The organism is Streptomyces calvus, assembly GCF_006782915.1.
GTDB lineage: Bacteria > Actinomycetota > Actinomycetes > Streptomycetales > Streptomycetaceae > Streptomyces > Streptomyces calvus.
Window position 1 is genome coordinate 93,928 of record NZ_VCNP01000035.1, and the last position, 21,728, is coordinate 115,655.

The following is a 21,728-nucleotide window of genomic DNA, read 5'->3' on the forward strand; positions in this document are numbered from 1 at the left end:
GGCCGGTCACCCCACGTCCACGGTCAGCCCTTCCAGGCCCCTGATCACGAAGTTCGGCTTCCGCCGCGGCTCCGCCGCCAGGCGCAGGGTCGGGGCCTTCTCCAGCAGGGCCGTCATCGAGGCGGCCAGTTCGATGCGGGCCAGCGGTGCGCCGATGCAGTAGTGGATGCCGGCGCTGAAGGAGATGTGCGGGTTGTCGGCGCGGGTCAGGTCCAGGCGGGACGGGTCGGTGAAGACCGCCGGGTCGTGGTTGGCGGAGCCGAAGAGCATCGCGATCTCCGCGCCCCTCGGGATCACCTGCCCGTCGATCTCGATCTCGTCCAGCACCCAGCGTTCGAAGAGCTGGAGCGGAGTGTCGTAGCGCATCAGCTCCTCGATCGCCGTGGGCACCAGGGAGTGGTCGGCGCGCAGGGCCGCCAGCTGGTCGGGGTGGCGGAACAGGGCCCACCAGCCGTTGACGGTGGCGTTCACCGTCGCCTCGTGGCCTGCGTTCAGCAGCAGCACGCAGGTGGAGATCATCTCCTGCTCGGTGAGCCGGTCGTCGTCCTCGTCGTGGGCGGCGATCAGGCCCGAGATCAGGTCGTCGCCCGGGTTCCTGCGCCGCTCGGCGATCAGGTCGTGCAGGTAGTCGGAGAACTCCACCGACGCCCGGACCGCCTTGGCGGCCGCCTCCTCGGACGGGTTCAGCTCATACATCCCGCAGATGTCCGCCGACCAGGGGCGCAGCGGGGCCCGGTCGGACTCCGGGATGCCCAGCATCTCGGCGATCACCGCGACCGGCAGCGGCTCGGCGACGTCCTTCAGCAGATCGCCGCCGCCCGCCTCGACCAGCGCCCCGGCCAGGTCGTCGGCGAGGTTGCGGACGTACGGCTTCAGCCGTTCCACCGTGCGCGGCGTGAACGCCTTGGACACCAGGCGCCGGATGCGGGTGTGGTCCGGCGGCTCCAGGTCGAGCATGCCGTGATCGTTGAGGGTGTGGAACGGCTCGTGCTCCGGCGGGGGCGTCGTGCGGCCGAACTCCTCGTGGCTGAAGCGGTGCAGATACGTCCGTCCCAGGCGCCGGTCGCGCAGCAGCGCCGAGACGTCCGCGTGGTGCGCGACCAGCCACTGGTCCGTCGGCTCGAAGTACCGCACCCGGCCCCGCTGCCGCAGCTCGGCGTAGGCGGGGTAGGGGTCGGCGACGAACGCGGGGTCCCACGGGTCGAACGCGAGGTCGTCAGGAGCAGCCATGGACGGACCGTAGCCCGCATCCGGCCCGCCGACCAGGGTCAACCCGGCGTGACCAGCCGGGCCTCGTACGCGAACACCGCCGCCTGCGTGCGGTCCCGCAGGCCCAGCTTCACCAGGATGCGGCTCACATGCGTCTTGATCGTCGACTCGGCGACCACCAGCCGTCCGGCGATCTCGGCGTTCGACAGGCCCTGCGCGATCAGCACCAGCACCTCCGTCTCCCGCTCGGTCAGATCGCCGTACGCCGCCTGCGCGGACGGCATCAGGCGCGGGCCCTCGGACAGTTTGGAGAACTCGGTGATCAGCCGCCTGGTCACCGACGGCGCGAGCAGCGCCTCCCCGGACGCGACGATCCGCACCCCGTCGGCGAGCTGGCGGGCGGAGGCGTCCTTCAGCAGGAAGCCGGAGGCGCCCGCGCGCAGCGCCTGGTAGACGTACTCGTCGAGGTCAAAGGTGGTGAGCACCAGGACCTTCGCCGCACCGTCGGCGGCGGCGATCTCCCGCGTCGCCTCGATGCCGTTCAGCTCGGGCATGCGGATGTCCATCAGCACCACGTCGGGGGCGAGTTCACGGACCCGCTCCACCGCCTGGCGGCCGTTGACGGCCTCGCCGACGACCTCGATGTCCGGCATCGCGTTGAGCAGGACCGAGAAGCCTTCGCGCACCATCATCTGGTCGTCGGCGATCAGGACGCGAATGGTCATGCGTCACCTTCGTTCACTGCGGTGACCGGCAGGAACACCGCGATCTCGTAGCCGCCGTCGTCGGTCGGGCCGGCCGTCATCTCACCGTTCAGCATGGTGACCCGTTCGCGCATGCCGGTGATGCCGTGGCCGGCGCCCAGGGGAGAGGGCGGGCGAAGCGCTCCTTCAGGGGTGGTGGCCGGGTGGCGGGCGGGCTTGACGAGGGTCGGCCGGGGCATCGGGCCGTTCACCACGCGCACGCCGAGGCCGCCGAGGACGTACCCGATCTCCACGCGGGCGCTCGCGCCGGGCGCGTGCCGGAGGCTGTTGCTCAGCGCCTCCTGCACGATCCGGTACGCCGACAGCTCCACGCCCTGCGGCAGTTCGCGCACCGCGCCGGTCACCACCTTCTCCACGTCCAGACCGGCGTCGCGCACATTGACGAGCAGGGCGTCCAGGTCGGCGAGGGTGGGCTGCGGGGAGTCCGGGGCCTCGTAGTCCTCGGCGCGGACCACGCCGAGGATGCGGCGCAGCTCGGTCAGGGCGGCCACCGCGTTCTCGCGGATGGTGGCGAAGGCGCGCTCCAGCTCCGGCGGCGGGTTCTCCACCCGGTAGGGCGCGGCCTCGGCCTGAATGGCGACCACCGACATGTGGTGGGCCACCACATCGTGCAGTTCGCGGGCGATGGTGGTGCGCTCCTCCAGCGCGGTGCGCCGCGAGCGTTCGTGCGCGGTGACCGTCTGCTGGGCGGTCACCTCCTGCTGCGCGGTGTGGCGGACGTGCCAGAGGGAGACCACGAGCAGGGCGAACGCGGACGTCACCATCATGGGCCCGCTGTTGGTGTAGTAGTACGCGCCGCTGAAGACGATGTCCGAGAGGAAGGCGTACGCGGCGGTCAGGACCCACATCCAGGCCGCGGTGCGGGGCCGGGTGCGCAGCGCCACGACGACCAGGACCGCCAGGTGGCAGACGAACGCGCCGGGCATCCACGGCCAGTCGCCGCCGCTTCGGTTGAGGATCGCGACCACCGGGGTCACCGCCAGCGACAGCCAGAACGCGCCGACCGGCCGGATCAGCGTGGCCAGCACCGGCAGCGCGCACATCAGGCCGGAGAGGAGCGCCGGGACGTCCCCGCCGGGCAGGCCGCCTCCCACCGCGCCGGCCAGGCAGGCGATCAGCGCGACCGCCCCCACCACCGCGTGCGGCAGGTGTTCCGCGGCCCGGCGCAGCCGGCCGGGCAGCCGGCGGACGAACGGTCCGTCGGTGTGCCGGCGCGGCAGCGGGCGGTAGGCGAAGGCGTCGTGGAACAGGTCCTGGCGCAGTCCGCTCAGCGCGTCCTGGGCCAGCCGGTACTCCGGGCTGCGCGTCCTGGCGCCGGCCGCGGGCGTCGCGGCCCGGGAGCGCGTGTGGGTCGTCTCGGTCACGCTCACACGGTAGGCCGACCGGGGGACGGCGGTCGTCCCCGGTGAGACGGGTTCCGGAAGGTCCTTCTCAGGTACTACGCGGCCCACGCCGGGCCGCCGTGCGGTATCCGGATCAGTACCCGGAGGGCCGGACCAGCCCGGACTCGTACGCGAACACCGCCGCCTGGGTGCGGTCCCGCAGGCCCAGCTTCACCAGGATGCGGCCGACGTGCGTCTTCACGGTCTGCTCGGCCACCACCAGCCGGACCGCGATCTCCGCGTTCGACAGGCCCTGCGCGATCAGCGCGAGCACCTCCGTCTCCCGCTCGGTGAGGTCCCCGACGCGTTGCCTGAGCGGGGTGCGGGGCCGGGCGTCGAGACGGGAGAACTCGGCGATCAGCCGGCGGGTGATGCCCGGCGCGAGCAGCGCGTCCCCGGCCGCCACCACCCGTACCGCCTCGGCGAGCTGGTCGGCGGAGGCGTCCTTCAGCAGGAAGCCGGACGCCCCGGCGCGCAGCGCCTCGTACACGTACTCGTCGAGGTCGAAGGTGGTCAGGACGAGCACCTTGATGTGCGGGGTGGCGGTGGTGATGCGGGCGGTGGCCTCGATGCCGCCGAGTTCGGGCATGCGGATGTCCATCAGGACGACGTCCGGGGCGAGTTCGGCGACCTGCGCGACCGCGTCGAGTCCGTCCACCGCCTGGCCGACCACCTCGATGTCGGGCTGCGTGTTGAGCAGCACGGTGAAGCCCTGCCGGACCATCTGCTGGTCGTCGGCGACGAGTACGCGGATCATGCGGGTCCGTCCTGGGTGTCGGGAGCGGGGTCGGGTGCCGGGCCGGCGGGCGCGGCGGCCGGGAGGTAGGCCTCGACCCGGTAGCCGCCGGACCAGGGGCCGGCCGTCAGGGTGCCGCCGAGCATCACCGCCCGCTCCCGCATGCCGAGCAGTCCGTGTCCGGCGCCGGGTGACGGGGGCGCCGCGCGGGTCGCGCCGGTGTCGACGACCTCCACCCGCAGCCCGCGCGGATCGTAGGCGAGGGCGACGCGAGCGCTCGCGCCGGGCGCGTGCCGCAGCACGTTGCTCAGCGCCTCCTGCGCGATCCGGTACGCCGACAGTTCCACGCCGGGCGGCAGCGGGCGCCGCGTCCCGGTGATCTCGGTGGTCACGGTCAGTCCGGCGGCACGGGTGTTCTCCACGAGCGCCTCCAGCCGGTCGAGGGTGGGCTGCGGGGCGTGCGGGGCGGTGCCGGGTGCGTCCCGGCGGCCGTCGGCGGCGGGTTGTTCGGAGCGCAGCACGTCCAGTACCCGGCGCAGCTCGGTCAGCGCCTGGACGGCGTTCTGCCGGATCCCGGCGAGGTTGTCCTTCAGCTCCTCGGGCGGGTCCTGGACCAGGTGCGGGGCGACCTGCGCCTGGATGGAGATCACCGACATGTGGTGGGCCACCACGTCGTGCAACTCCCGTGCGATGCGGCTGCGTTCCTCCAGGAGCGTGCGCCGGGCGCGTTCCTCGGCGGTGAGGGTGGTCTGCTGCGCGAGTGCCGTGCGGGCCTCGCGGCGGCTGCGCAGGGCCATGCCGAACATGACGGCGACCGTGAACAGGACGGCGGCGGTCACGCCGGTCGGCTGGAAGTTCCGGGCGCCGATGAGACCTTCGACGACATAGGTGGCGAGGACCGTCAGACCCAGCGTCTCCAGGGACACCCGGGGGCGGACGCGCAGCGCCAGCAGCAGCAGGACGAAGAGGTGCGCGACGAGGCCGGCCGCCGTCCAGGGCCAGGTGAACCTGTGTCCGTCGGCCTCCATCAGGGCCCGTACCGCGGACTGGCCCACGAGCATGGCCGCCATCGACAGCCACCACGCCGGCACCGGCCGCCACAGCGCGAGCACCATGGCCCCGGCCTGGGCGAGCGCGATCAGGAAGGCCGACCCGATGTCGAGCCCACCGCCGTCGGCGAGTTGGGCGGCGTCGCCGAGCAGCACCCCGAACGCGGCCAGGCACACCACTCCGTGCGGCACCCAGCGCAGCCACACCGACGGCGGCAGCGGGTCCGCCCGCCCCGTCCACAGGTCGTCGCGCAGCACCCGCAGGCACCGCCGGACGACCTCCGCCCCCTTGTTCGTCACACGGTTCAGCCTAGACATGGCGCCGGACATGACGTACTCCCTCCGTCGGTCCCCGGTCGGTCGGACGGTGCGCGACGACGACCCGGGACCGTCCGTGCCGTCCGCCGCCGCCCCGCTCCCACGACCGGAACGCCGACCGGCACAGCGCGAGGACGAGGACGAACACGGGCAGCCAGGCCAGGCGGGCGGCGACCCAGTCGAGGCCGTCCGGCACGGTGTGCAGTCCGGGGAGGCGGCCGGCGAGCAGACCGGTGGCGGTGGTCGCCATCAGCGCGGTCTGGTGCCAGAGGAAGACCGTCATCACGGACAGGTTGACCAGCGCCACCGCCGCCCAGGCGACCGGTCGGCGCATCGCGCGGCGCAGCCGCTCCCGCAGCAGCAGCGCGAGCCCGCACTGGGCGATGCCGAAGGTGACGGCGGCCAGCGTCGGCGGGTCGAGGTTGGAGACGGCGGCGCCGGGGACGCCGACCATCGACGCCGGATAGCCGGCCAGGAGAAGCAGCGCCGCCGTGGCCGCCGTGCCGCCGAGCAGCAGGGTCCAGCCGGAGCGGCGGCGTTCCAGCTCGCCCCGCGCCCAGGCGGCGCCCAGGGTGTACGGCACCAGCCAGCCGGCGGCGAGGTTCAGCCAGCCGAGCGCGGCCGGGGCGCCGAAGCCGAAGCGGAGCAGGTCGACGTGGAGGACGACGGCGAGCGGCCACAGCGGGTGCAGTCGGGACAGGAGCGGAGTGGCGGCGGTGAGGGCGGCGAAGACCAGCAGGAACCACAGCGGGGACAGGGCCAGTTTCACCAGCGTGCGGACGGTCGCGTACTCGGCGCCGGACAGCAGCAGCGCGGCCGTGACGGCCGTCCACAGGCCGAGCAGCGCGGTGACCGGCCCGAACAGCCGGGCCAGCCGGCCGCCCAGCCACCTGCGGTACGGGATGCCGCGGGCCCGGGCGGAGGCGTGACCGCGGGTCGCCACGTGGCCGCCGACCAGGAAGAACACGGCGAGGGTCTGGAACGCCCAGGAGAGCGGGGCCAGCCACGGCAGGTGCTGGAGCGGGCTGGCGGTGCGCAGGGTGCGGCCGTCCGCGACGAGGGCGGTGACCAGCCAGTGGCCGAGGACGACACCGAGGACGGCGGCGGCGCGCAGCGCGTCCACGGCGCGGTCGCGGCCCTCGGGGGTGACCGCGTCGACGCGTTCGGCGGCGCGACGGGCGGCGGCCCACGGGCCGGTGCGCGGTGAGGTGCGCGGTGAGGTGCACGGTGAGGTGCGCGACGAGGTGCCCGGCAGGGTGCGCTCGGTGGTGCTCGGGAGGGTGCGCGGGGTGGTGCGCGGGGTGGGCTGTTCAGTCACGGGTCACCGCCTGGGTCCGGCCGAGGACGATCCGGGTGAGGTTGGTCAGGGAGGTGGAGCCGGGTGCGAAGTAGTCGCTGTGCCCGCCGTCGCCGGCCGCGAAGACGCGGGCGCCGAACGCCGGGGAGAGGGGGTCGGTGCCGAAGCCGACGGTGGTGCCGAACAGGCCGGCGCTGAGGTGCGGCACGTGCTCGATCCAGTCGTCGGTGCCGCGTGCGGCCCAGACGCGGGCCCGGGTGCGCAGGCCGGCGACGGTGCGGGCGCCGGTGCCGGGGCTGCCGACGAGGGCGATGTCGTCGACGTCGAGACCGGCGGCGGCGCGGGCGCAGACGACGGAGCCGTAGGAGTGGCACAGGAGCGAGACGCGGGGCCGCGGGCCGACGACGGCGCGCACCTCGCGTACGGCGGCGCGGAGTTCGGGTGCGGCCTCCTCCGCCCGGTCCGTGGTGGCGACGGCGGTGCTGACGGTGCCGGGGGTCTCGTAGCCGAGCCAGGCCACGACCGCCGTACGGGTGCCGGGCGGTGCGTCGTCGGTGAGCCGCCGGTGCAGGGCGAGGGCGGCGGCGCGGAACCGGCCGTAGGTGTCGAGGCCGGTGTCGGAGCCGGGGACGAGGACGGCGATGCGGTCGGCGTGCGCCAGCTCGCCGAACACCTCGGTGACCAGCCCCGGACCGCGCCCGTCGAAGGACAGCAACTGCCGTTTGCTGTCCGCGAGTTGGCGGTCGACGGCGGCCCGCTCCCGGTAGCCGTGCGCGGCGGCCGTGCGGGCCGCGGCCCCGGCGGCGGCGCGGTGGGCCGCGTAGGTGGCGTGGAGGGTCGCCGCGGTCGGCGGCGCGAGCACGGCGGGCGCCGGCGCGGGCACCCGCGGCCGTCCCGCCCCGGCCAGCGGCACGGCCACCGCGCAGGCGACCAGCGCCGCGAGCGCCCCGCGCCGCCATCGCCGCCGTCGCGCACGGTTCCCGCTGTCCGGCCCGCGTCGCCGCCCCATGCCCACCGCACCTCCCGGTCCGCCCGCCGTTCGGGCTGCCGGGAAGGGAAGTTACGGAGCGGCGCGCGTAACCCGCGTCCCGCCGGGGGACTCACCTGCGGGGTAGCTCTCAGGTATGAGGGGTATGACCACCGGGCGCCCGCGCGCCGGAAGTCACCAGCCGCCGGACGACCGCCACAGCCACCCGCCGGGAAGTCACCAACCGCCAGGCGACCTCCACAACCACCCGCCCGACGTCACCAGGCGAGCTGTGCGACCTCCACAACCACCCGCCGGGAAGTCACCAGCCGCCGGGCCTCCTCGCCACCCGCCCGAAATCACCAACCGCCAGGCGACCTCCCCAACCACCCGCCCGACGTCACCAGGCGACCTGGGCGCCCTCCGCAACCACCCGCCGGGAAGTCACCAGCCGCCGGGCCTCCTCGCCACCCGCCCGAAATCACCAACCGCCAGGCGACCTCCCCAACCACCCGCCCGACGTCACCAGGCGACCTGGGCGCCCTCCGCAACCACCCGCCGGGAAGTCACCAGCCGCCGGGCCTCCTCGCCACCCGCCCGAAATCACCAACCGCCAGGCGACCTCCCCAACCACCCGCCCGACGTCACCAGGCGACCTGGGCGCCCTCCGCAACCACCCGCCGGGAAGTCACCAGCCGCCGGGCCTCCTCGCCACCCGCCCGAAATCACCAACCGCCAGGCGACCTCCACAACCACCCGCCCGAAGTCACCAGCCGCCGGGCCACCTCCACAACCACCCGCCCGACGTCACCAGGCGAGCTGTGCGACCTCCACAACCACCCGCCGGGAAGTCACCAGGCGAGCTGGGCGACCTCCACAACCACCCGCCGGGAAGTCACCAGGCGAGCTGGGCGATCTCCTCCGCGACCACCGCGCAGGCGTCCGCCGCCGGGTCGATGAGCGGGAAGTGGCCGACGTCCTCCAGCAGCGTCAGCCCCACCACCTCGCCGGCCTTCGCCGCCGCATCCGCGTACGACTCGGCGACCGCCTGCGGCACATCGGTGTCCGTGCGGCCCTGGACCAGGGTGGTGGCGATGCCGGTGGGCAGCAGCAGCGCCGGGTCGGCGTAGGGCCGGCGCTCAACGAAGTGCTCGCTGCCGCCGAGGAGTTGGCGGGCGGCGCCGTCGCACACGCCCAGTTCGTCGGCGACCGCGAGGTCGGCGATCGGGGCGAGCGCGACCACGCCGCGCAGCGGCGCGGGGCCGTCGGTGCGCCAGGGCGCGTCGGCCGGGAGGAGGTGCCGGGCGGCGGCCCACAGCGCGAGGTGGCCGCCGGCGGAGTGGCCGGTGAGGACGGTGCGGCGCGGGTCGGCCCCCGGCAGGTGCGCCCGGGCCAGCCCGTCCAGCGCGTCCAGCGCGACGGCGACGTCGTCGAGGGTGTCCGGCCACCGGCCGGCGACCGCGTCCCCGCCGCCGCGCTCCCCCGGCCCGCGCCGGTACTCGACGCTGGCCACCGCGAAGCCGCGGCCGGCCAGGAAGGCGGCGAAGGGGCTGATGTGGCGCCGGTCGTAGGGGCCGCGCCAGGCGCCGCCGTGCAGGACGACGACCACGGGTGCCGGGCCGCCGGGCCCGCCGGGTCCGCGCGGCGCGTAGAAGTCGATCAGCTGGTCCGGGTCGTCGCCGTAGGCGGCGGTGGCGTCGGGGGCGACGGGCCGGCGGGTGAGGGCGGACTGCTCCTCGGCTGCGGCCCGGGCGGCTGCGACGTCGTCCGACATGCTCAACCTCTCAGCGATGAAACGTATTTGGCGAACCAGTGAAGTATCCGGCCGTTGGCCGGGACGGTATCAGGACGGTGACGTGCGCCGACATCGGGATATCACGCACCGTGAACCTTTACGGAAGGGGCGGCGGTACGGCCCGCCGCCCCTCCCCGACCCGGGACCGGACCCGGTTACTCCGCCAGTACCTCCGCCAGCACCCGCGCCGCCCGCTCCACGTCACCGAAGCCGACGTACAGCGGGGTGAAGCCGAAGCGCAGCACGTCCGGACGGCGGAAGTCGCCGACGACGCCGCGCCCGATCAGCCGCTCCATCACCACACCGGCGTCCGGGCAGCGCAGCGCGACCTGACTGCCCCGCTCCCCGTGCGCCCGCGGGGTCACGCACTCGACCCGGCCCCCGGGGACGTACTCCTCGACGCACTCCAGGAAGAAGTCCGTCAGCGCCAGCGACTTGGCCCGCACCTCCTCGACCGTGACGCCGTCCCACACCTCCAGCGCCGCCTCCAGCGCCAGCATCGACAGGATGTCCGGGGTGCCGACCCGCCCGCGCACCGCGCCCGCCGCCGGCGCGTAGCCCGGGCGCATCCCGAAGGGCTCCGCGTGCGAGTTCCAGCCCGGCAGCGGCGAGTCGAAGCGGTCCTGCCACTCGGCACGCACGTACAGGTACGCCGGTGAGCCCGGCCCGCCGTTGAGGTACTTGTAGGTGCAGCCGACCGCCAGGTCCACGCCGTGCTCGTCGAGTCCCACCGGCAGCGCGCCCGCGCTGTGGCACAGGTCCCACACCACGAGCGCCCCCGCCGCGTGCACGGCGGCCGTCAGCGACGGCAGGTCGTGCAGCCGACCCGTGCGGTAGTCGACGTGGTTCAGCAGCACCGCCGCCGTACGGTCGCCGAGCGCGCCCGGCACCTCGGCCGGGGTGACCGGGCGCAGGGTGCAGCCCGTCATCCGGGCCGCCGACTCCGCGATGTAGCCGTCCGTGGGGAACGTGGTCGCGTCCACCACGATCTCGTCCCGCCCGGCATCGGCGAGCCGCGCCAGCCGCACCGCGCCCACCAGCGCCTTGAACACGTTGACGCTGGTCGAGTCGCCGACCACGATCTGTCCGGGCGCCGCACCGACCAGCGGCGCGATCCGGTCGCCGATCCGCTCCGGCGCCGTCCACCAGCCGCCCTCCGTCCAGGACCGGATGCGCAGCTCGCCCCACTGCCGGCGCACCACGTCCTCGACCCGGCCGGGAACCGCGACGGGCAGCGCGCCCAGCGAGTTGCCGTCCAGGTACACCACGTCGTCCAGCACGAACTCCGCCCGCTTGGCGGCCAGCACGTCGGAGGCGTCCAGCTTCTCCGCCTTCGTGACCTGCTCAGACATAGGACCTCGCCGTCCACAGCTCGGGAAAGACGCTCTTCTGCGCCCGCTTCTCCAGCCACGCCACGCCGGCCGAACCGCCCGTACCGGTCTTGGCGCCCATCGCGCGCCGGGTGGCGACCAGGTGGTCGTTGCGCCAGCGCCACACCAGCTCGGCAACATCGGTCAGCGCCTCGCCCAGACGGGCGACCTCGTCGCGCTCGTCACTCGAGTAGACGGCCGTCCAGACGGCCTCCACCTGCGGGGACGGCTCGTACCGCTGCGACACGTCGCGCCGCAGCACCTCGTCCGGGACCGGGTGGCCGCGCCGCGCGAGGAACCGCAGCACCTCGTCGTACAGGCTCGGCTCGTGCAGCGCCTTCTCCAGCTCGGCGTGCACGCGCGGCGCACCCCGGTGCGGGACCAGCATGGAAGCGGACTTGTCGCCGAGCAGGAACTCCATCCGCCGGTACATCGCCGACTGGAAGCCGGACCCCTCGCCGAGGGCGCCGCGGTAGGAGTTGAACTGCGCCGGGGTGAGCCCGCTCAGCGGCTTCCAGGAGGCGTTCAGCGCCTCCAGTTCCCGCACGGACCGCTTCAGCGCGTCGACCGCGGTCGGTACGTCGTCCTCCCGCAGCGCCTTCGCCGCGGTCTCCCACTCGTGCACGACGACGGTGAACCACAGCTCCATCACCTGGGTGGTGACCAGGAAGACCATCTCTCCGGGATCGTCGGAGAGGGTGTGCTGGAGGTGGGTGAGGACGTCGGCCTTGACGTAGTCCTCGTAGGGGGTCGTCCCCTGGAAGTCGAGATGCGGGGTCTCGGGCTCGTGAGCCTCGTGGGACATCGCTGTCTCCTGAAATGTACTCCGGGTAGCGGTCCGCCCCTGCCGTTACCGGCACGGGGGCCCCGGTCCCCACGGGGCATCCTCCGCAATCGTCCCCCACAGCCGCAAGGCCCGCCTGCTCACAGGCGGGCCCCGCGGTCACGACCGGCTCAGCCGAGGACCTGCGCCGCCGTCGGCGAGGAGTCCTTCAGGAACTGCGAGCAGCGCTCGTACTCCTCCTGCTCGCCGATCGCCTGGGCGGCGCGGGCGAGGGCGTGCAGCGCCCGCAGGAAGCCGCGGTTGGGCTCGTGCTCCCACGGCACCGGCCCGTGGCCCTTCCAGCCGTTGCGGCGCAGCGCGTCCAGACCGCGGTGGTAGCCCGTACGGGCGTACGCGTACGACTCCACGACGCTGCCCCGCTCGTACGCCTCGTCGGCCAGCCGGGCCCAGGCCAGCGAGGAGGTGGGGTGCTTGGCCGCGACGTCGGTGGCCGAGGTGCCCGAGGCGAGCAGTTCGCGCGGGCCGGGGTCGTCGGGCAGATGGGTCGGGGGCGGTCCCCCGAGGAGGTTCTCGTGAATGGACATGGGTCCAGTCTGGTACATCAGCGCGGCTCGGTGCCGCGCGGCCGCGGGGCGGCCGTCCCGTGTTCCTCGCCGCGTTCCGTCTCCGGCTCCAGCGGCGGCACGGCCACGCTGCCGTGCGTGTGGCACTCCGGGTGCCGGCAGTCGGGTGCCGGGCGGCGCACGGTCGCCCAGGCGACGGCCGCGCCCACCACCAGCACGCCCGCGCACAGCGCCATCGCCCGCCGGAAGGCCGCGTCGAAGGCGTCCGGCAGCCGGTACGCCTCCGGTCCCATCCCGGCGAGCAGCGGCAGCGCGGCCACGGCCACCAGGCCGGCCGCGCGGGCGGCGGCGTTGTTGATGCCGCTGGCCAGACCGGCCCGCGCGGTGTCCACGGAGGCGAGGACCGTCGCGGTCAGCGGCGCCACCAGGGTGACCATGCCGAGGCCCAGCACCAGCAGCGCGGGCAGCACCTCGGCGGCGTACGAGGCGTCCGGTCCGACCCGCAGCATCAGCAGCATCCCGGCGGCGCACAGCAGCGGTCCCACGGTGAGCGGGAGGCGCGGGCCGATCCGGTCGCCGAGTTCACCGGAGCGGGCGGACAGCAGCAGCATCAGCGCGGTCGTGGGCAGCAGCGCGGTGCCGGCGGCGAGCGCGGACCAGCCGACGACGACCTGGAGCTGCAGCGCGGCGAGGAAGAAGAACCCGCCGAACGCCGCGTACACGCACAGCGTGACCACGTTGACGGCGGTGAACTGGCGCGAGGCGAAGATGTCCGGCGGCATCATCGGGCCCGGCCGGCGCTTCTCGACCAGGACGAAGGCGACCGCGGCGACGAGCCCCGCGGCCCCGGTCACCGCGACCGCCCAGGAGCCGTCACCGGCCTCGATCAGCGCGTACGTGACCAGCGCGAGGGCGATCGCGCCGAGCGCGGCACCGAGCACGTCGAACCGGCCCTCGCGCTCCCCGCCCACCGACTCCGGCACGTGCCGGACGGCGACGGGCGCGCACAGCAGGGCGAGCGGCACGTTGAGCCAGAACACCCAGCGCCAGCCCGGCCCGTCCACCAGCCAGCCGCCGACGAACGGGCCGACCGCCGCGCCGATCCCGCCGAAGCCGGACCACAGGCCGACCGCGCGGCCCCGGTCGTCGGGGTGGAAGGTGGCCTGGATGAGGGCGAGGGAGCCGGGGGTGAGCAGCGCGCCGCCGACGCCCTGGAGCGCCCGGGCGGCGATCAGCACCCCGGCGTTCGGGGCGAGGCCGCACAGCAGGGACGCGGCGGCGAACCACAGCACGCCGACGACGAACACCTTCCGCCGCCCGTACCGGTCGCCGAGCGCCCCGCCGAGCAGGATCAGCCCGGCCAGCGTGACCATGTACGCGTTGACGGTCCACTGCAGCGCGGCGAGGTCGGCGTCGAGGTCGCGGCCGATGCGCGGGAGGGCGACGTTGACGACGGTGGAGTCGAGCAGGGCCATGCTGGAGCCGAGCACCGTGGTGAGCAGGATCCACTTGCCCCGCGCGGAGGACAGCCGGACGTCGGGCATGGGGCGAGCATACGGAAGAGCCCGGCACCGCGGGCGGTGCCGGGCTCCCGTGCTGCGGGCCGGTTACTTGATCCGGGTGCCCGTCGAACGCAGGTTCTGGCAGGCCTCGACGACGCGGGCCGACATCGACGCCTCGGCCAGCTTGCCCCAGGTGCGCGGGTCGTAGGTCTTCTTGTTGCCGACCTCGCCGTCGACCTTCAGGACGCCGTCGTAGTTGCGGAGCATGTGGTCGACGACCGGACGCGTGAAGGCGTACTGGGTGTCCGTGTCGATGTTCATCTTCACGACGCCGTTCTCCAGCGCGGTGAGGATCTCCTCCGGGGTGGAGCCGGAGCCGCCGTGGAAGACGAAGTCGAACGGCTGGGAGCCGGCCGGCTTGCCGTACTTGGCGGCGACGCCCTCGTTCAGCTCCTTCAGCAGCTCGGGACGGAGGACGACGTTGCCCGGCTTGTACACGCCGTGCACGTTGCCGAAGGACGCGGCGAGCAGGTAGCGGCCCTTGTCGCCGAGGCCGAGGGCCTCCGCGGTGCGGATCGCGTCGTCGACCGTGGTGTACAGGGAGTCGTTGATCTCGTGGGAGACGCCGTCCTCCTCGCCACCGGTCGGGGTGATCTCGACCTCGAGGATGATCTTCGCGGCGCGGGCGCGCTCCAGCAGCTCCTGCGCGATGGACAGGTTGTCGGCGAGGGTCTCCGCGGAGCCGTCCCACATGTGGGACTGGAACAGCGGGTTGCGGCCGGCCTTGACGCGCTCCTCGGACACCGCGAGCAGCGGACGCACGTACCCGTCGAGCTTGTCCTTCGGGCAGTGGTCGGTGTGCAGGGCGATGCTGACGTCGTACTTCTCGGCGACGATGTGCGCGAACTCGGCGAGCGCGACCGCGCCGGTCACCATGTCCTTGTTGTGCTGGCCGCCCAGGAACTCGGCGCCGCCCGTCGAGATCTGGACGATGCCGTCGCTCTCCGCCTCGGCGAAGCCGCGCAGTGCCGCGTGCAGGGTCTGGGACGAGGTGACGTTGATGGCCGGGTAGGCGAACTTCCCCGCCTTCGCCCGGTCCAGCATCTCGTTGTAGACCTCGGGAGTTGCGATGGGCATCTGTCCGCTCCTTATACGTGCGGGTTGGCGTGCTGCGTACTGACGGCCCTGACCTGGAACCTTGGATGCGACGTCATTGTCGGGCCCAATCTTCCCAGACTTGTCCGGCGGGTCGACCGCGCGGCTCAAGTCGTTATGTCGCGTGACGCCGGGCCGGTGCGGCGCCGGACGGGCCGGACGTCAGTCGAGGCCGAGCTCGTCCTTGGAGTAGGCGAAGAGGTACGGCACCCCGGCGCCCTCCTGGATCTTCTCGGCGGCGCCGGTGGCCCGGTCCACGATGGTCGCCACGGCGACGACCTCCGCGCCGGCCTCGCGGACGGCCTCGACGGCGGTGAGCGGGGAGCCGCCGGTGGTGGAGGTGTCCTCGACGACGAGGACCCGGCGGCCCTTGATGTCCGGGCCCTCGACGCGGCGCTGCAGCCCGTGGGCCTTGGCGGCCTTGCGGACGACGAAGGCGTCCAGCCTGCGGCCGCGCGCGGCGGCGGCGTGCAGCATGGCGGCCGCGACCGGGTCGGCGCCCATGGTCAGGCCGCCGACCGCGTCGAAGTCCAGCTCCGCGGTCAGGTCCAGGAGCACCTGGCCGACCAGCGGGGCGGCCTCGCCGTCGAGGGTGATGCGGCGCAGGTCGACGTAGTAGTCGGCCTCCAGACCGGAGGAGAGGGTCACCTTGCCGTGCACCACGGCCTTGTCCTTGATCTGCTGCAGCAGCGCGCCGCGAACTTCGCTCATGCCAGCCAGCTTAAAGCCGGGTCCAGGTCCAGGTGGTCGAGGCCTCCAGCGGCTCCAGGGGGGTGACCAGGCGCGGGTGGGTGTTCAGCCCGTCGGGCGGCCCGGTCTGCGGCTCGACGCACACGGCCTCGCGCTGCTCGTCGTAGACCACCACCCACTCCTCGCGGCTGGTGACCTTCAGCTCCAGTCGTCCCGGCCAGGTGAGGGTGACGTCGACGCCGCCGGGCATGCCGAAGCAGTCGTCCCACGGTCCGGGCTTCGGGTCGGTCCGGTGGCCGGTGGGCAGGTGGTCCTCGCCGCGCTCCTCCTGCCAGGCGGGCGCGAAGTCGATCCGCACGTCCTCACCGCCGTCGCCGAGGGAGCGGTTGAACCAGGGGTGCCAGCCGATCTGCGCGGGGAAGGACGACTCGTACGTCTCCACGCTCATGGTCAGGGTCAGGGAGTCCGCAGTGAGCGCGATCTGCTGGGTGACGCGCCCGGGGTACGGCCACGGCTCCGTGAGGTCGTAGGTGATCACTGCCTCGTCGGTGCTCGTGCGGGCGGTGCGCCAGGCGGCGTCGCGGGCGGTGCCGTGGATGGCGTGCGGCGGGGCGTTCAGCGGCATCCGGTGGACGGTGGCGCCGTCCCGGAACCGGCCCTCACGGATCCGTCCGCACCAGGGCACCATCGGGAAACAACCGAACCGCTCGCCCTGCCGCAGCAGCTCGACGCCCCCGACCCGCAGTCCTCCGACCCGTCCGCCGTTGCCCGGCAGTACGGTCACCTCCGCGTCACCCGCGGTCAGCGTGATGTCTCCGTTCCTCACGCGACGACCCTACTGGTGCGATCAAGAGGGCGCCGTCACGACGGGGGCGGCGGTCAGCGGCGCCTGCGCAGGGCCCGGAAGGCGACGACCGCCGAGGCGACCGCCAGCGCCGCCGCGGGAGCCGCCCAGCGCATCGGGGCCGGGGTGGCGACCGTCTGGGGGGCGGGGACCGGCGCGTAGCGGCCGCGGGGCGGGGCGTGGTCCACCTCCTCGGCGCTGCGGCCGATCATCGTGCGGCGGGCGTGCGCCGCCTCGGCGACGGAGTCGTCGTCCTCGTCCTGTGCGGCCGCGTCGAGCGACGGGGGCGGGATCTCCGTCTCGAAGACGGAAGGTGCCTCGGGGACGGGAGGCGGTGCGTCGTCCGCCGCGGGGGCCGTGTCCTGCGTCTGCGGGGCGGGCGGCTCGGACGCGGGCGGCGGCGGGGTGTCCTCGGCGTCCGGGGTGGTCTCGAAGTCGGTGGTGGCGCGGGGTTCGAAGTCGCCGGCCGCCAGGAGTTCGGGGGACTCCGGTGCGGGTCCGGGTCCTGCCGCCTCGGCCGCCGCCGTGCCCAGGTTCTCCGCGAAACGGTTCAGCAGGCGGGTCCCGGCCGCGGCCACCGCGTCCTGCGGGAGTTCCGTGAGCCGCCCGTCCGCCGTGGCCGTACCGGCGACGGTCAGGGTCGTGCCGCCGTCCGCGGGCCGCAGGCCCAGCCGGAGTGCCAGCCGCACCGAGCCGCTGCCGCGGGTCTCCGTCGCGTCGCCCTCGACGGTGTAGGAACCGTCGTCCCGCGCGGACACCCGGACGGCACCCCGGTAGGTGACGGAGTGGCTGCCGACGCGGATCTTCAGGCGGCCGGCGACGGGGTCCGCGCCGGCGTCGTGCTGGAGCCCGGGCACCGCCCGGGCGACCCGTGCGGGGTCGTCCAGCACTTCCCTGAGCCGTTCCACCTCGACCGGAACGAACACCTCGTGCTCCATGAGTGCGGAGCCTACCCACGCGGCGCCGGAGTGCACCCCCGTCGTCGGGAAGTCGCGCGCGTCGGCGCGGGACGTAGTAAAGGGCGTCAGCCGGAGTAGCGGGGATGGACCAGGGTGGACGGCGGCAGGCCGGGGACGCGGATGCGTTCGGCGGCCCGGGTGTCCGCCGCGAGGGCGGCGTCGGTGAGGGTGCGCGGGCGGGGTCCGGCCGGGTCGAGGCGCGGCGCGGGTTCGTGCCGGGCGGCCAGTACGAAGCCCCAGTCGCGGTGGGCGTGCGCGGTCCGTGCCTGCCCCCGGTCCGGGCCGGCGGCGTACCCGTCCTGCCGGCCGCGGACGCGGTACGCGACGGTGCGGAATCCGGCGGCGCGCACGGTGGCGTCCACCGTCCAGAAGTCGCGCGGGCGGGAGGCCATCGCGCCGCCGTGCACCACGAGCCGCCCGTCCGCCGCCAGCATCCGCCGGGCCAGGCCGTAGAACTCCTGCGAGTACAGCTTGGTGTTCTCGGTGATGCCGGGGTGCGGCAGGTCCGAGACCACCACGTCGTACACCGCGGCGGGCGCCCGGCGCAGCCAGTCGAAGGCGTCCGCGACGAAGACCCGTACGCGCGGGTCGTCGAGGGCGTGCGCGTTCAGCGCGGACAGTGCCCGGTCCCGGCGCGCCAGCCGCACCACGCCCGCGTCGGCCTCGACGACGTCGACCCGGTGCACGCCGGTGTGCCGCAGCACCTCCCGCACGGCGAGCCCGTCACCGCCGCCGAGGACCAGCACGCGGTGGTGCGGGCCGTTCATCGCGGGGTGCACCAGCGCCTCGTGGTAGCGCCGTTCGTCCCGGCCGCTGACCCGCAGCCGCCCGTCGAGGAACAGGTTGAGGGGCCGGCCGTCCCGTCCGCCGGTCAGCAGCACCTCCTGCACGTCGGTGTGCAGGGCCACCCGTACGTCCGCGCCGTACATGGCGTGCCGGGCGGCCCGTTCGAAGTCGTCGACGAGGACGGCGGCCGTGGCGAGGACGGCCAGCACGCAGATGTTGGCGGCCACGAGCAGCCGGCGGGCGCGCGGGGGGAGGTCCTGCCGGAACAGGCCGAGCACCAGCGCACCGCCGACGACCGCGTTGACGGCGCCGGTGATCAGCGCGCCGGTCAGCTGGCCGAGGAACGGCAGCAGGAGGAAGGGGAAGGCGAGTCCGCCGACGAGGGCGCCCACGTAGTCCGCGGCGGACAGGTCGGCGACCGCGCCGCCCGCGTCCTGCCGGCGGATCCGCTGGATCAGCTCCATCAGCAGCGGCACCTCGGCGCCGATCAGCAGCCCGGTGGCGAGGGAGAAGGCGACGAGCAGACCGCGCGGGCCGCTCGCCCAGACGCCGCCCCAGTCACCCGTCCAGGCGAACACGGCGTACAGGACCATCGCGCTGCACCCGCCGACCAGGGCCAGGCCGGCCTCGACGGCGCCGAACGCGGCGGCCGCGTGCCGCCGCAGGCGTTTCGCGGCGAGGGATCCGATACCCATCGCGAAGACCATCACGGACAGCACGACGGACGCCTGGGTGACCGAGTCGCCCATCAAGTACGTGGCCAGCGCGACCAGTTCGAGTTCGTACACCAGTCCGCAGGCCGCGCAGACGAACACGCCCGCGAGGACCAGGAACCGCCCGGTGCCCTGCCGGACGGGCAGCCGCAGCGCACCGCTGCCGGAGCCGCTCCGTCCGCCCCGGGTCCGGGCGGGACGGGGCGGTGCGGCGGCCTGCGGTTCGATCACCCCAGCGACGTTACGTTACGCCTCAAACGCGCAACGTCACCCACACGCGTGATGTTTGTTTACACTCGCCCGATATTGGTACGAGCAAGCATCCGCACTCCCACCTTGGTCCGCGTCGCCACCAACTGCCCGTCCTGCGGGTAGGCGTGCCAGGTCCGCCAGTGGACCTGCCCCTCGTGGCACTGGGCGAGCATCGCGGTGAACGCGTACGGACTGCCGGGGAAGACCCCGACGAGGCCCTGCGGGTGGTCGGAGACCAGGGCCAGCAGCTCCTGGGCCCGGCCCGCGAAGGAGCCCGGCGCGAGCACCTCCACCCGGGCCGCGAACTCGTACTCCCAGTCGCCGACCCGCTTGGCCACGCCCAGCGGCAGCGGCGTACGACTGCCCGGGATGCACGCCACCGTCTCCGAGCAGAGGCCCCGCTCCTCCTCCACCAGCACCTGGTGGGACGCGCCGAGGAGTCTCAACTGGAGTTTCACACCGGTCAGTTCGAGATCGAGGGTGGCGAGCGCGGGAAGCGGCTCGCGTCCCAGGGCCCAGGCGAGGTCGGCCGCGCGCGTGTCGGAATAGGCGGTGTTCAGGGTCGTGAGCATGGATCGGCTCCGCAAGCACACAAGGAGGGGAGAGGTGGGTCCGCGCACCTCGGTCGCACCGGGGAACTCGGCCCGTCAGCCCGGTCGCCCGGCCGGAAGAAGGGTCCGCGGGGAGTCCGAGGGCTGCGTTGGCGTTTTATAGGGAATCATGAACTGTGGCGCCACCACAGCGTTTTTACCCAAGTTCGTGGGCTTTCCATCCCCTAGGGGGCTCCCGCGATCAACTGTTCAACCTCGGCGTGCGCCCCCGAGTCACGGCTCACCCCCGTGCGCCGTCCCGACGCTCCGCCCGGCCGGAACCGGACCCGCCACCATCGCGGAACCGGACCGGCCACCGCCGTTGCACACCGCAGCGGGGCCCGCCCCAGGTGCGGACCCCGCTGTCACGGATGCGTCGCCCCCGAAGCGGAGGCGGACTGCCGGTATGTACCGGAGTCAGCTGCCACCACCGCCGCATCCGCCGCCTCCGCAGGACGACCCGCCTCCGCAGGACGAGCCTCCGTCGGAGGACGATCCACAGGCGGTTCCGGCGCCTCCGCCGCCGCCCGCCCACCAGCTGCCGTCGCCGCTGCCCGAACCCGAGCGGCTGCGCGCCGGCCGCCGCCCGGCCCTGCGGGACGCACCCACGACGACCGCGACGAACAACGCGAAGAGCACGACCAGGATGATGCCGAAGGTCATGGCGCCATCCTCCTTTCCCCCGTGAGCCGGTCGAGGCGGCCCCCCGTGGGCGCCTCCCTCACGTACGTGACCGGGACATGCCCGGCGCCCGCGCGGGCCAAAGCAGAGTTGAGGAAGTCCAGAGCTTCGGCGCAGGATGGCCGCCATGACCTCCAGCGCGCGCCCCCTTCTGAACCGCCGGCTCGCCGAGTTCGGGACGACGATCTTCGCCGAGATGTCCGCCCTGGCCCTGCGGACCGGATCCATCAACCTGGGCCAGGGCTTCCCCGACACGGACGGCCCCGAGGAGGTCAGGGAGGCCGCCGTGAGGGCTCTGCGCGACGGCCGCGGCAACCAGTCCCCGCCGGGCCCCGGCATCCCCGAGCTGCGCACCGCCGTCGCCGCGCACCAGCAGCGCCGCTACGACCTGTCGTACGACCCGGACACCGAGGTCCTGGTCACCGCGGGCGCCACCGAGGCGATCGCCGCCGCGCTGCTCGCGCTGGTGGAGCCCGGCGACGAGGTGATCGCCCTGGAGCCGTACTACGACTCCTACGCCGCCTGCATCGCCCTGGCCGGCGGCACCCGCGTCCCGGTGACGCTCCGCCCGGCCGACGGCCGCTTCCGCCTCGACCTCGACGAACTGCGCGACGCCGTCACCGACCGCACCCGCCTGCTGCTGCTCAACACCCCGCACAACCCGACCGGCACCGTCCTCACCCGCGAGGAACTGGCGGCGATCGCCGCGCTGGCGGTGGAGCGGGACCTGCTGGTGGTGACCGACGAGGTGTACGAGCACCTGGTCTTCGACGACGCCGGACACGTGCCGCTGGCGTCCTTCCCGGGCATGCGGGAACGCACGGTGACGATCTCCAGCGCGGGGAAGACCTTCTCCTTCACCGGTTGGAAGGTCGGCTGGGTGACGGCGGCGCCGGAGCTGGTGACGGCCGTCCGCTCGGCCAAGCAGTTCCTGACGTACGTCTCGGCGGGCCCGTTCCAGTACGCGGTCGCCGAGGCCCTGGCGCTGCCCGACAGCTACTTCGAGGCGTTCCGCGCGGACCTGCTCGCCAAGCGGGACGTCCTGGCGGCGGGCCTGGAGGAGGCGGGCTTCTCCGTCTACCGGCCCTCGGGCACGTACTTCGTCACCGCCGACATCCGGCCCCTGGGCGAGAGCGACGGCATCGCCTTCTGCCGCGCCCTGCCGGAACGCGCGGGCGTCGTCGCCATCCCCACGGCCGTCTTCTACGACCACCGGGAGATGGGCGCGCCCTTCGTCCGCTTCGCCTTCTGCAAGCAGAAGGCCGTGCTGGAGGAGGCGGCCCGGCGGCTGAAGGCCGCCGGGGCCCGCTGAACACGTCCGC

Annotated in this window: 20 protein-coding genes; 1 reads left to right on the plus strand and 19 read right to left on the minus strand. The window is 74.0% G+C overall.

Annotated elements, in window-relative coordinates; translation table 11 throughout:
* Positions 1-6 precede the first annotated feature (6 nt).
* The 19 genes from FGW31_RS16010 to FGW31_RS16100 all read right to left on the minus strand — a co-directional run bounded on the left by FGW31_RS16010 (position 7) and on the right by FGW31_RS16100 (position 20,388).
* Positions 7-1,230, minus strand: a complete 1,224-nt coding sequence (locus FGW31_RS16010) for a cytochrome P450 (protein ID WP_142194090.1) — start codon at positions 1,228-1,230, stop codon at positions 7-9.
* Between the two features lie 38 nt (positions 1,231-1,268).
* The gene (locus tag FGW31_RS16015; RefSeq protein WP_142194091.1) at positions 1,269-1,934 is read right to left on the minus strand and encodes a response regulator; all 666 of its coding nucleotides are present in this window, start codon (positions 1,932-1,934) and stop codon (positions 1,269-1,271) included.
* Positions 1,931-3,337, minus strand: a complete 1,407-nt coding sequence (locus tag FGW31_RS16020; RefSeq protein WP_233288625.1) for a sensor histidine kinase — start codon at positions 3,335-3,337, stop codon at positions 1,931-1,933. The genes FGW31_RS16015 and FGW31_RS16020 overlap by 4 nt, the downstream gene beginning before the upstream one ends.
* 112 nt (positions 3,338-3,449) lie before the next feature.
* Positions 3,450-4,112 (minus strand): response regulator, encoded by a 663-nt coding sequence (locus FGW31_RS16025; RefSeq protein WP_142194093.1) that lies wholly within the window; start codon positions 4,110-4,112, stop codon positions 3,450-3,452.
* Complete coding sequence (locus FGW31_RS16030) at positions 4,109-5,458, minus strand: sensor histidine kinase (protein WP_161176043.1); 1,350 nt, start codon at positions 5,456-5,458, stop codon at positions 4,109-4,111. Before FGW31_RS16030 ends, FGW31_RS16025 begins: the two co-directional genes overlap by 4 nt.
* Positions 5,451-6,776 carry an acyltransferase family protein gene (locus FGW31_RS16035; protein WP_142194095.1) on the minus strand — a complete coding sequence of 442 codons (1,326 nt, stop codon included), beginning with the start codon at positions 6,774-6,776 and terminating at the stop codon, positions 5,451-5,453. The genes FGW31_RS16030 and FGW31_RS16035 overlap by 8 nt, the downstream gene beginning before the upstream one ends.
* On the minus strand, positions 6,769-7,764 hold the full coding sequence (locus FGW31_RS16040; RefSeq protein WP_142194096.1) for an alpha/beta hydrolase: 996 nt from the start codon (positions 7,762-7,764) through the stop codon (positions 6,769-6,771). Before FGW31_RS16040 ends, FGW31_RS16035 begins: the two co-directional genes overlap by 8 nt.
* Before the next feature lie 853 nt (positions 7,765-8,617).
* Positions 8,618-9,496 carry an alpha/beta hydrolase gene (locus tag FGW31_RS16045; RefSeq protein ID WP_142194097.1) on the minus strand — a complete coding sequence of 293 codons (879 nt, stop codon included), beginning with the start codon at positions 9,494-9,496 and terminating at the stop codon, positions 8,618-8,620.
* Between the two features lie 176 nt (positions 9,497-9,672).
* Positions 9,673-10,869, minus strand: coding sequence for a kynureninase (kynU, locus tag FGW31_RS16050; RefSeq protein WP_142194098.1), 1,197 nt, complete (start codon positions 10,867-10,869; stop codon positions 9,673-9,675).
* On the minus strand, positions 10,862-11,692 hold the full coding sequence (locus FGW31_RS16055) for a tryptophan 2,3-dioxygenase family protein (RefSeq protein WP_142194099.1): 831 nt from the start codon (positions 11,690-11,692) through the stop codon (positions 10,862-10,864). The genes kynU and FGW31_RS16055 overlap by 8 nt, the downstream gene beginning before the upstream one ends.
* 149 nt (positions 11,693-11,841) lie before the next feature.
* On the minus strand, positions 11,842-12,255 hold the full coding sequence (locus tag FGW31_RS16060; protein WP_142194100.1) for a DUF3151 domain-containing protein: 414 nt from the start codon (positions 12,253-12,255) through the stop codon (positions 11,842-11,844).
* Positions 12,256-12,272: 17 nt separating this feature from the next.
* Complete coding sequence (locus tag FGW31_RS16065) at positions 12,273-13,778, minus strand: MFS transporter (protein WP_142194101.1); 1,506 nt, start codon at positions 13,776-13,778, stop codon at positions 12,273-12,275.
* Positions 13,779-13,841: 63 nt separating this feature from the next.
* Positions 13,842-14,873 (minus strand): class II fructose-bisphosphate aldolase, encoded by a 1,032-nt coding sequence (gene fbaA, locus FGW31_RS16070; protein ID WP_142194102.1) that lies wholly within the window; start codon positions 14,871-14,873, stop codon positions 13,842-13,844.
* 180 nt (positions 14,874-15,053) lie between these two features.
* Complete coding sequence (gene pyrE, locus FGW31_RS16075; protein WP_142194103.1) at positions 15,054-15,602, minus strand: orotate phosphoribosyltransferase; 549 nt, start codon at positions 15,600-15,602, stop codon at positions 15,054-15,056.
* 10 nt (positions 15,603-15,612) lie between these two features.
* Complete coding sequence (locus FGW31_RS16080) at positions 15,613-16,407, minus strand: aldose epimerase family protein (protein WP_142194104.1); 795 nt, start codon at positions 16,405-16,407, stop codon at positions 15,613-15,615.
* Positions 16,408-16,460: 53 nt separating this feature from the next.
* Positions 16,461-17,363, minus strand: a complete 903-nt coding sequence (locus FGW31_RS16085) for an SRPBCC domain-containing protein (RefSeq protein ID WP_142194105.1) — start codon at positions 17,361-17,363, stop codon at positions 16,461-16,463.
* A gap of 86 nt (positions 17,364-17,449) precedes the next feature.
* Entirely contained in the window at positions 17,450-19,114 is a 1,665-nt protein-coding gene (locus tag FGW31_RS16090; RefSeq protein ID WP_142194106.1) for a polyamine aminopropyltransferase, read from the minus strand.
* 59 nt (positions 19,115-19,173) lie between these two features.
* A complete protein-coding gene (locus FGW31_RS16095) occupies positions 19,174-19,707 on the minus strand; it encodes a DUF2617 family protein (RefSeq protein ID WP_142194107.1) in 534 nt (177 codons plus the stop codon).
* Between the two features lie 435 nt (positions 19,708-20,142).
* Positions 20,143-20,388, minus strand: a complete 246-nt coding sequence (locus tag FGW31_RS16100) for a hypothetical protein (protein WP_142194108.1) — start codon at positions 20,386-20,388, stop codon at positions 20,143-20,145.
* 136 nt (positions 20,389-20,524) lie between these two features.
* On the opposite strand from FGW31_RS16100, the gene FGW31_RS16105 reads away from it, so the two are divergent.
* Complete coding sequence (locus FGW31_RS16105) at positions 20,525-21,718, plus strand: pyridoxal phosphate-dependent aminotransferase (RefSeq protein WP_142194109.1); 1,194 nt, start codon at positions 20,525-20,527, stop codon at positions 21,716-21,718.
* The last annotated feature ends 10 nt before the right edge of the window (positions 21,719-21,728 follow it).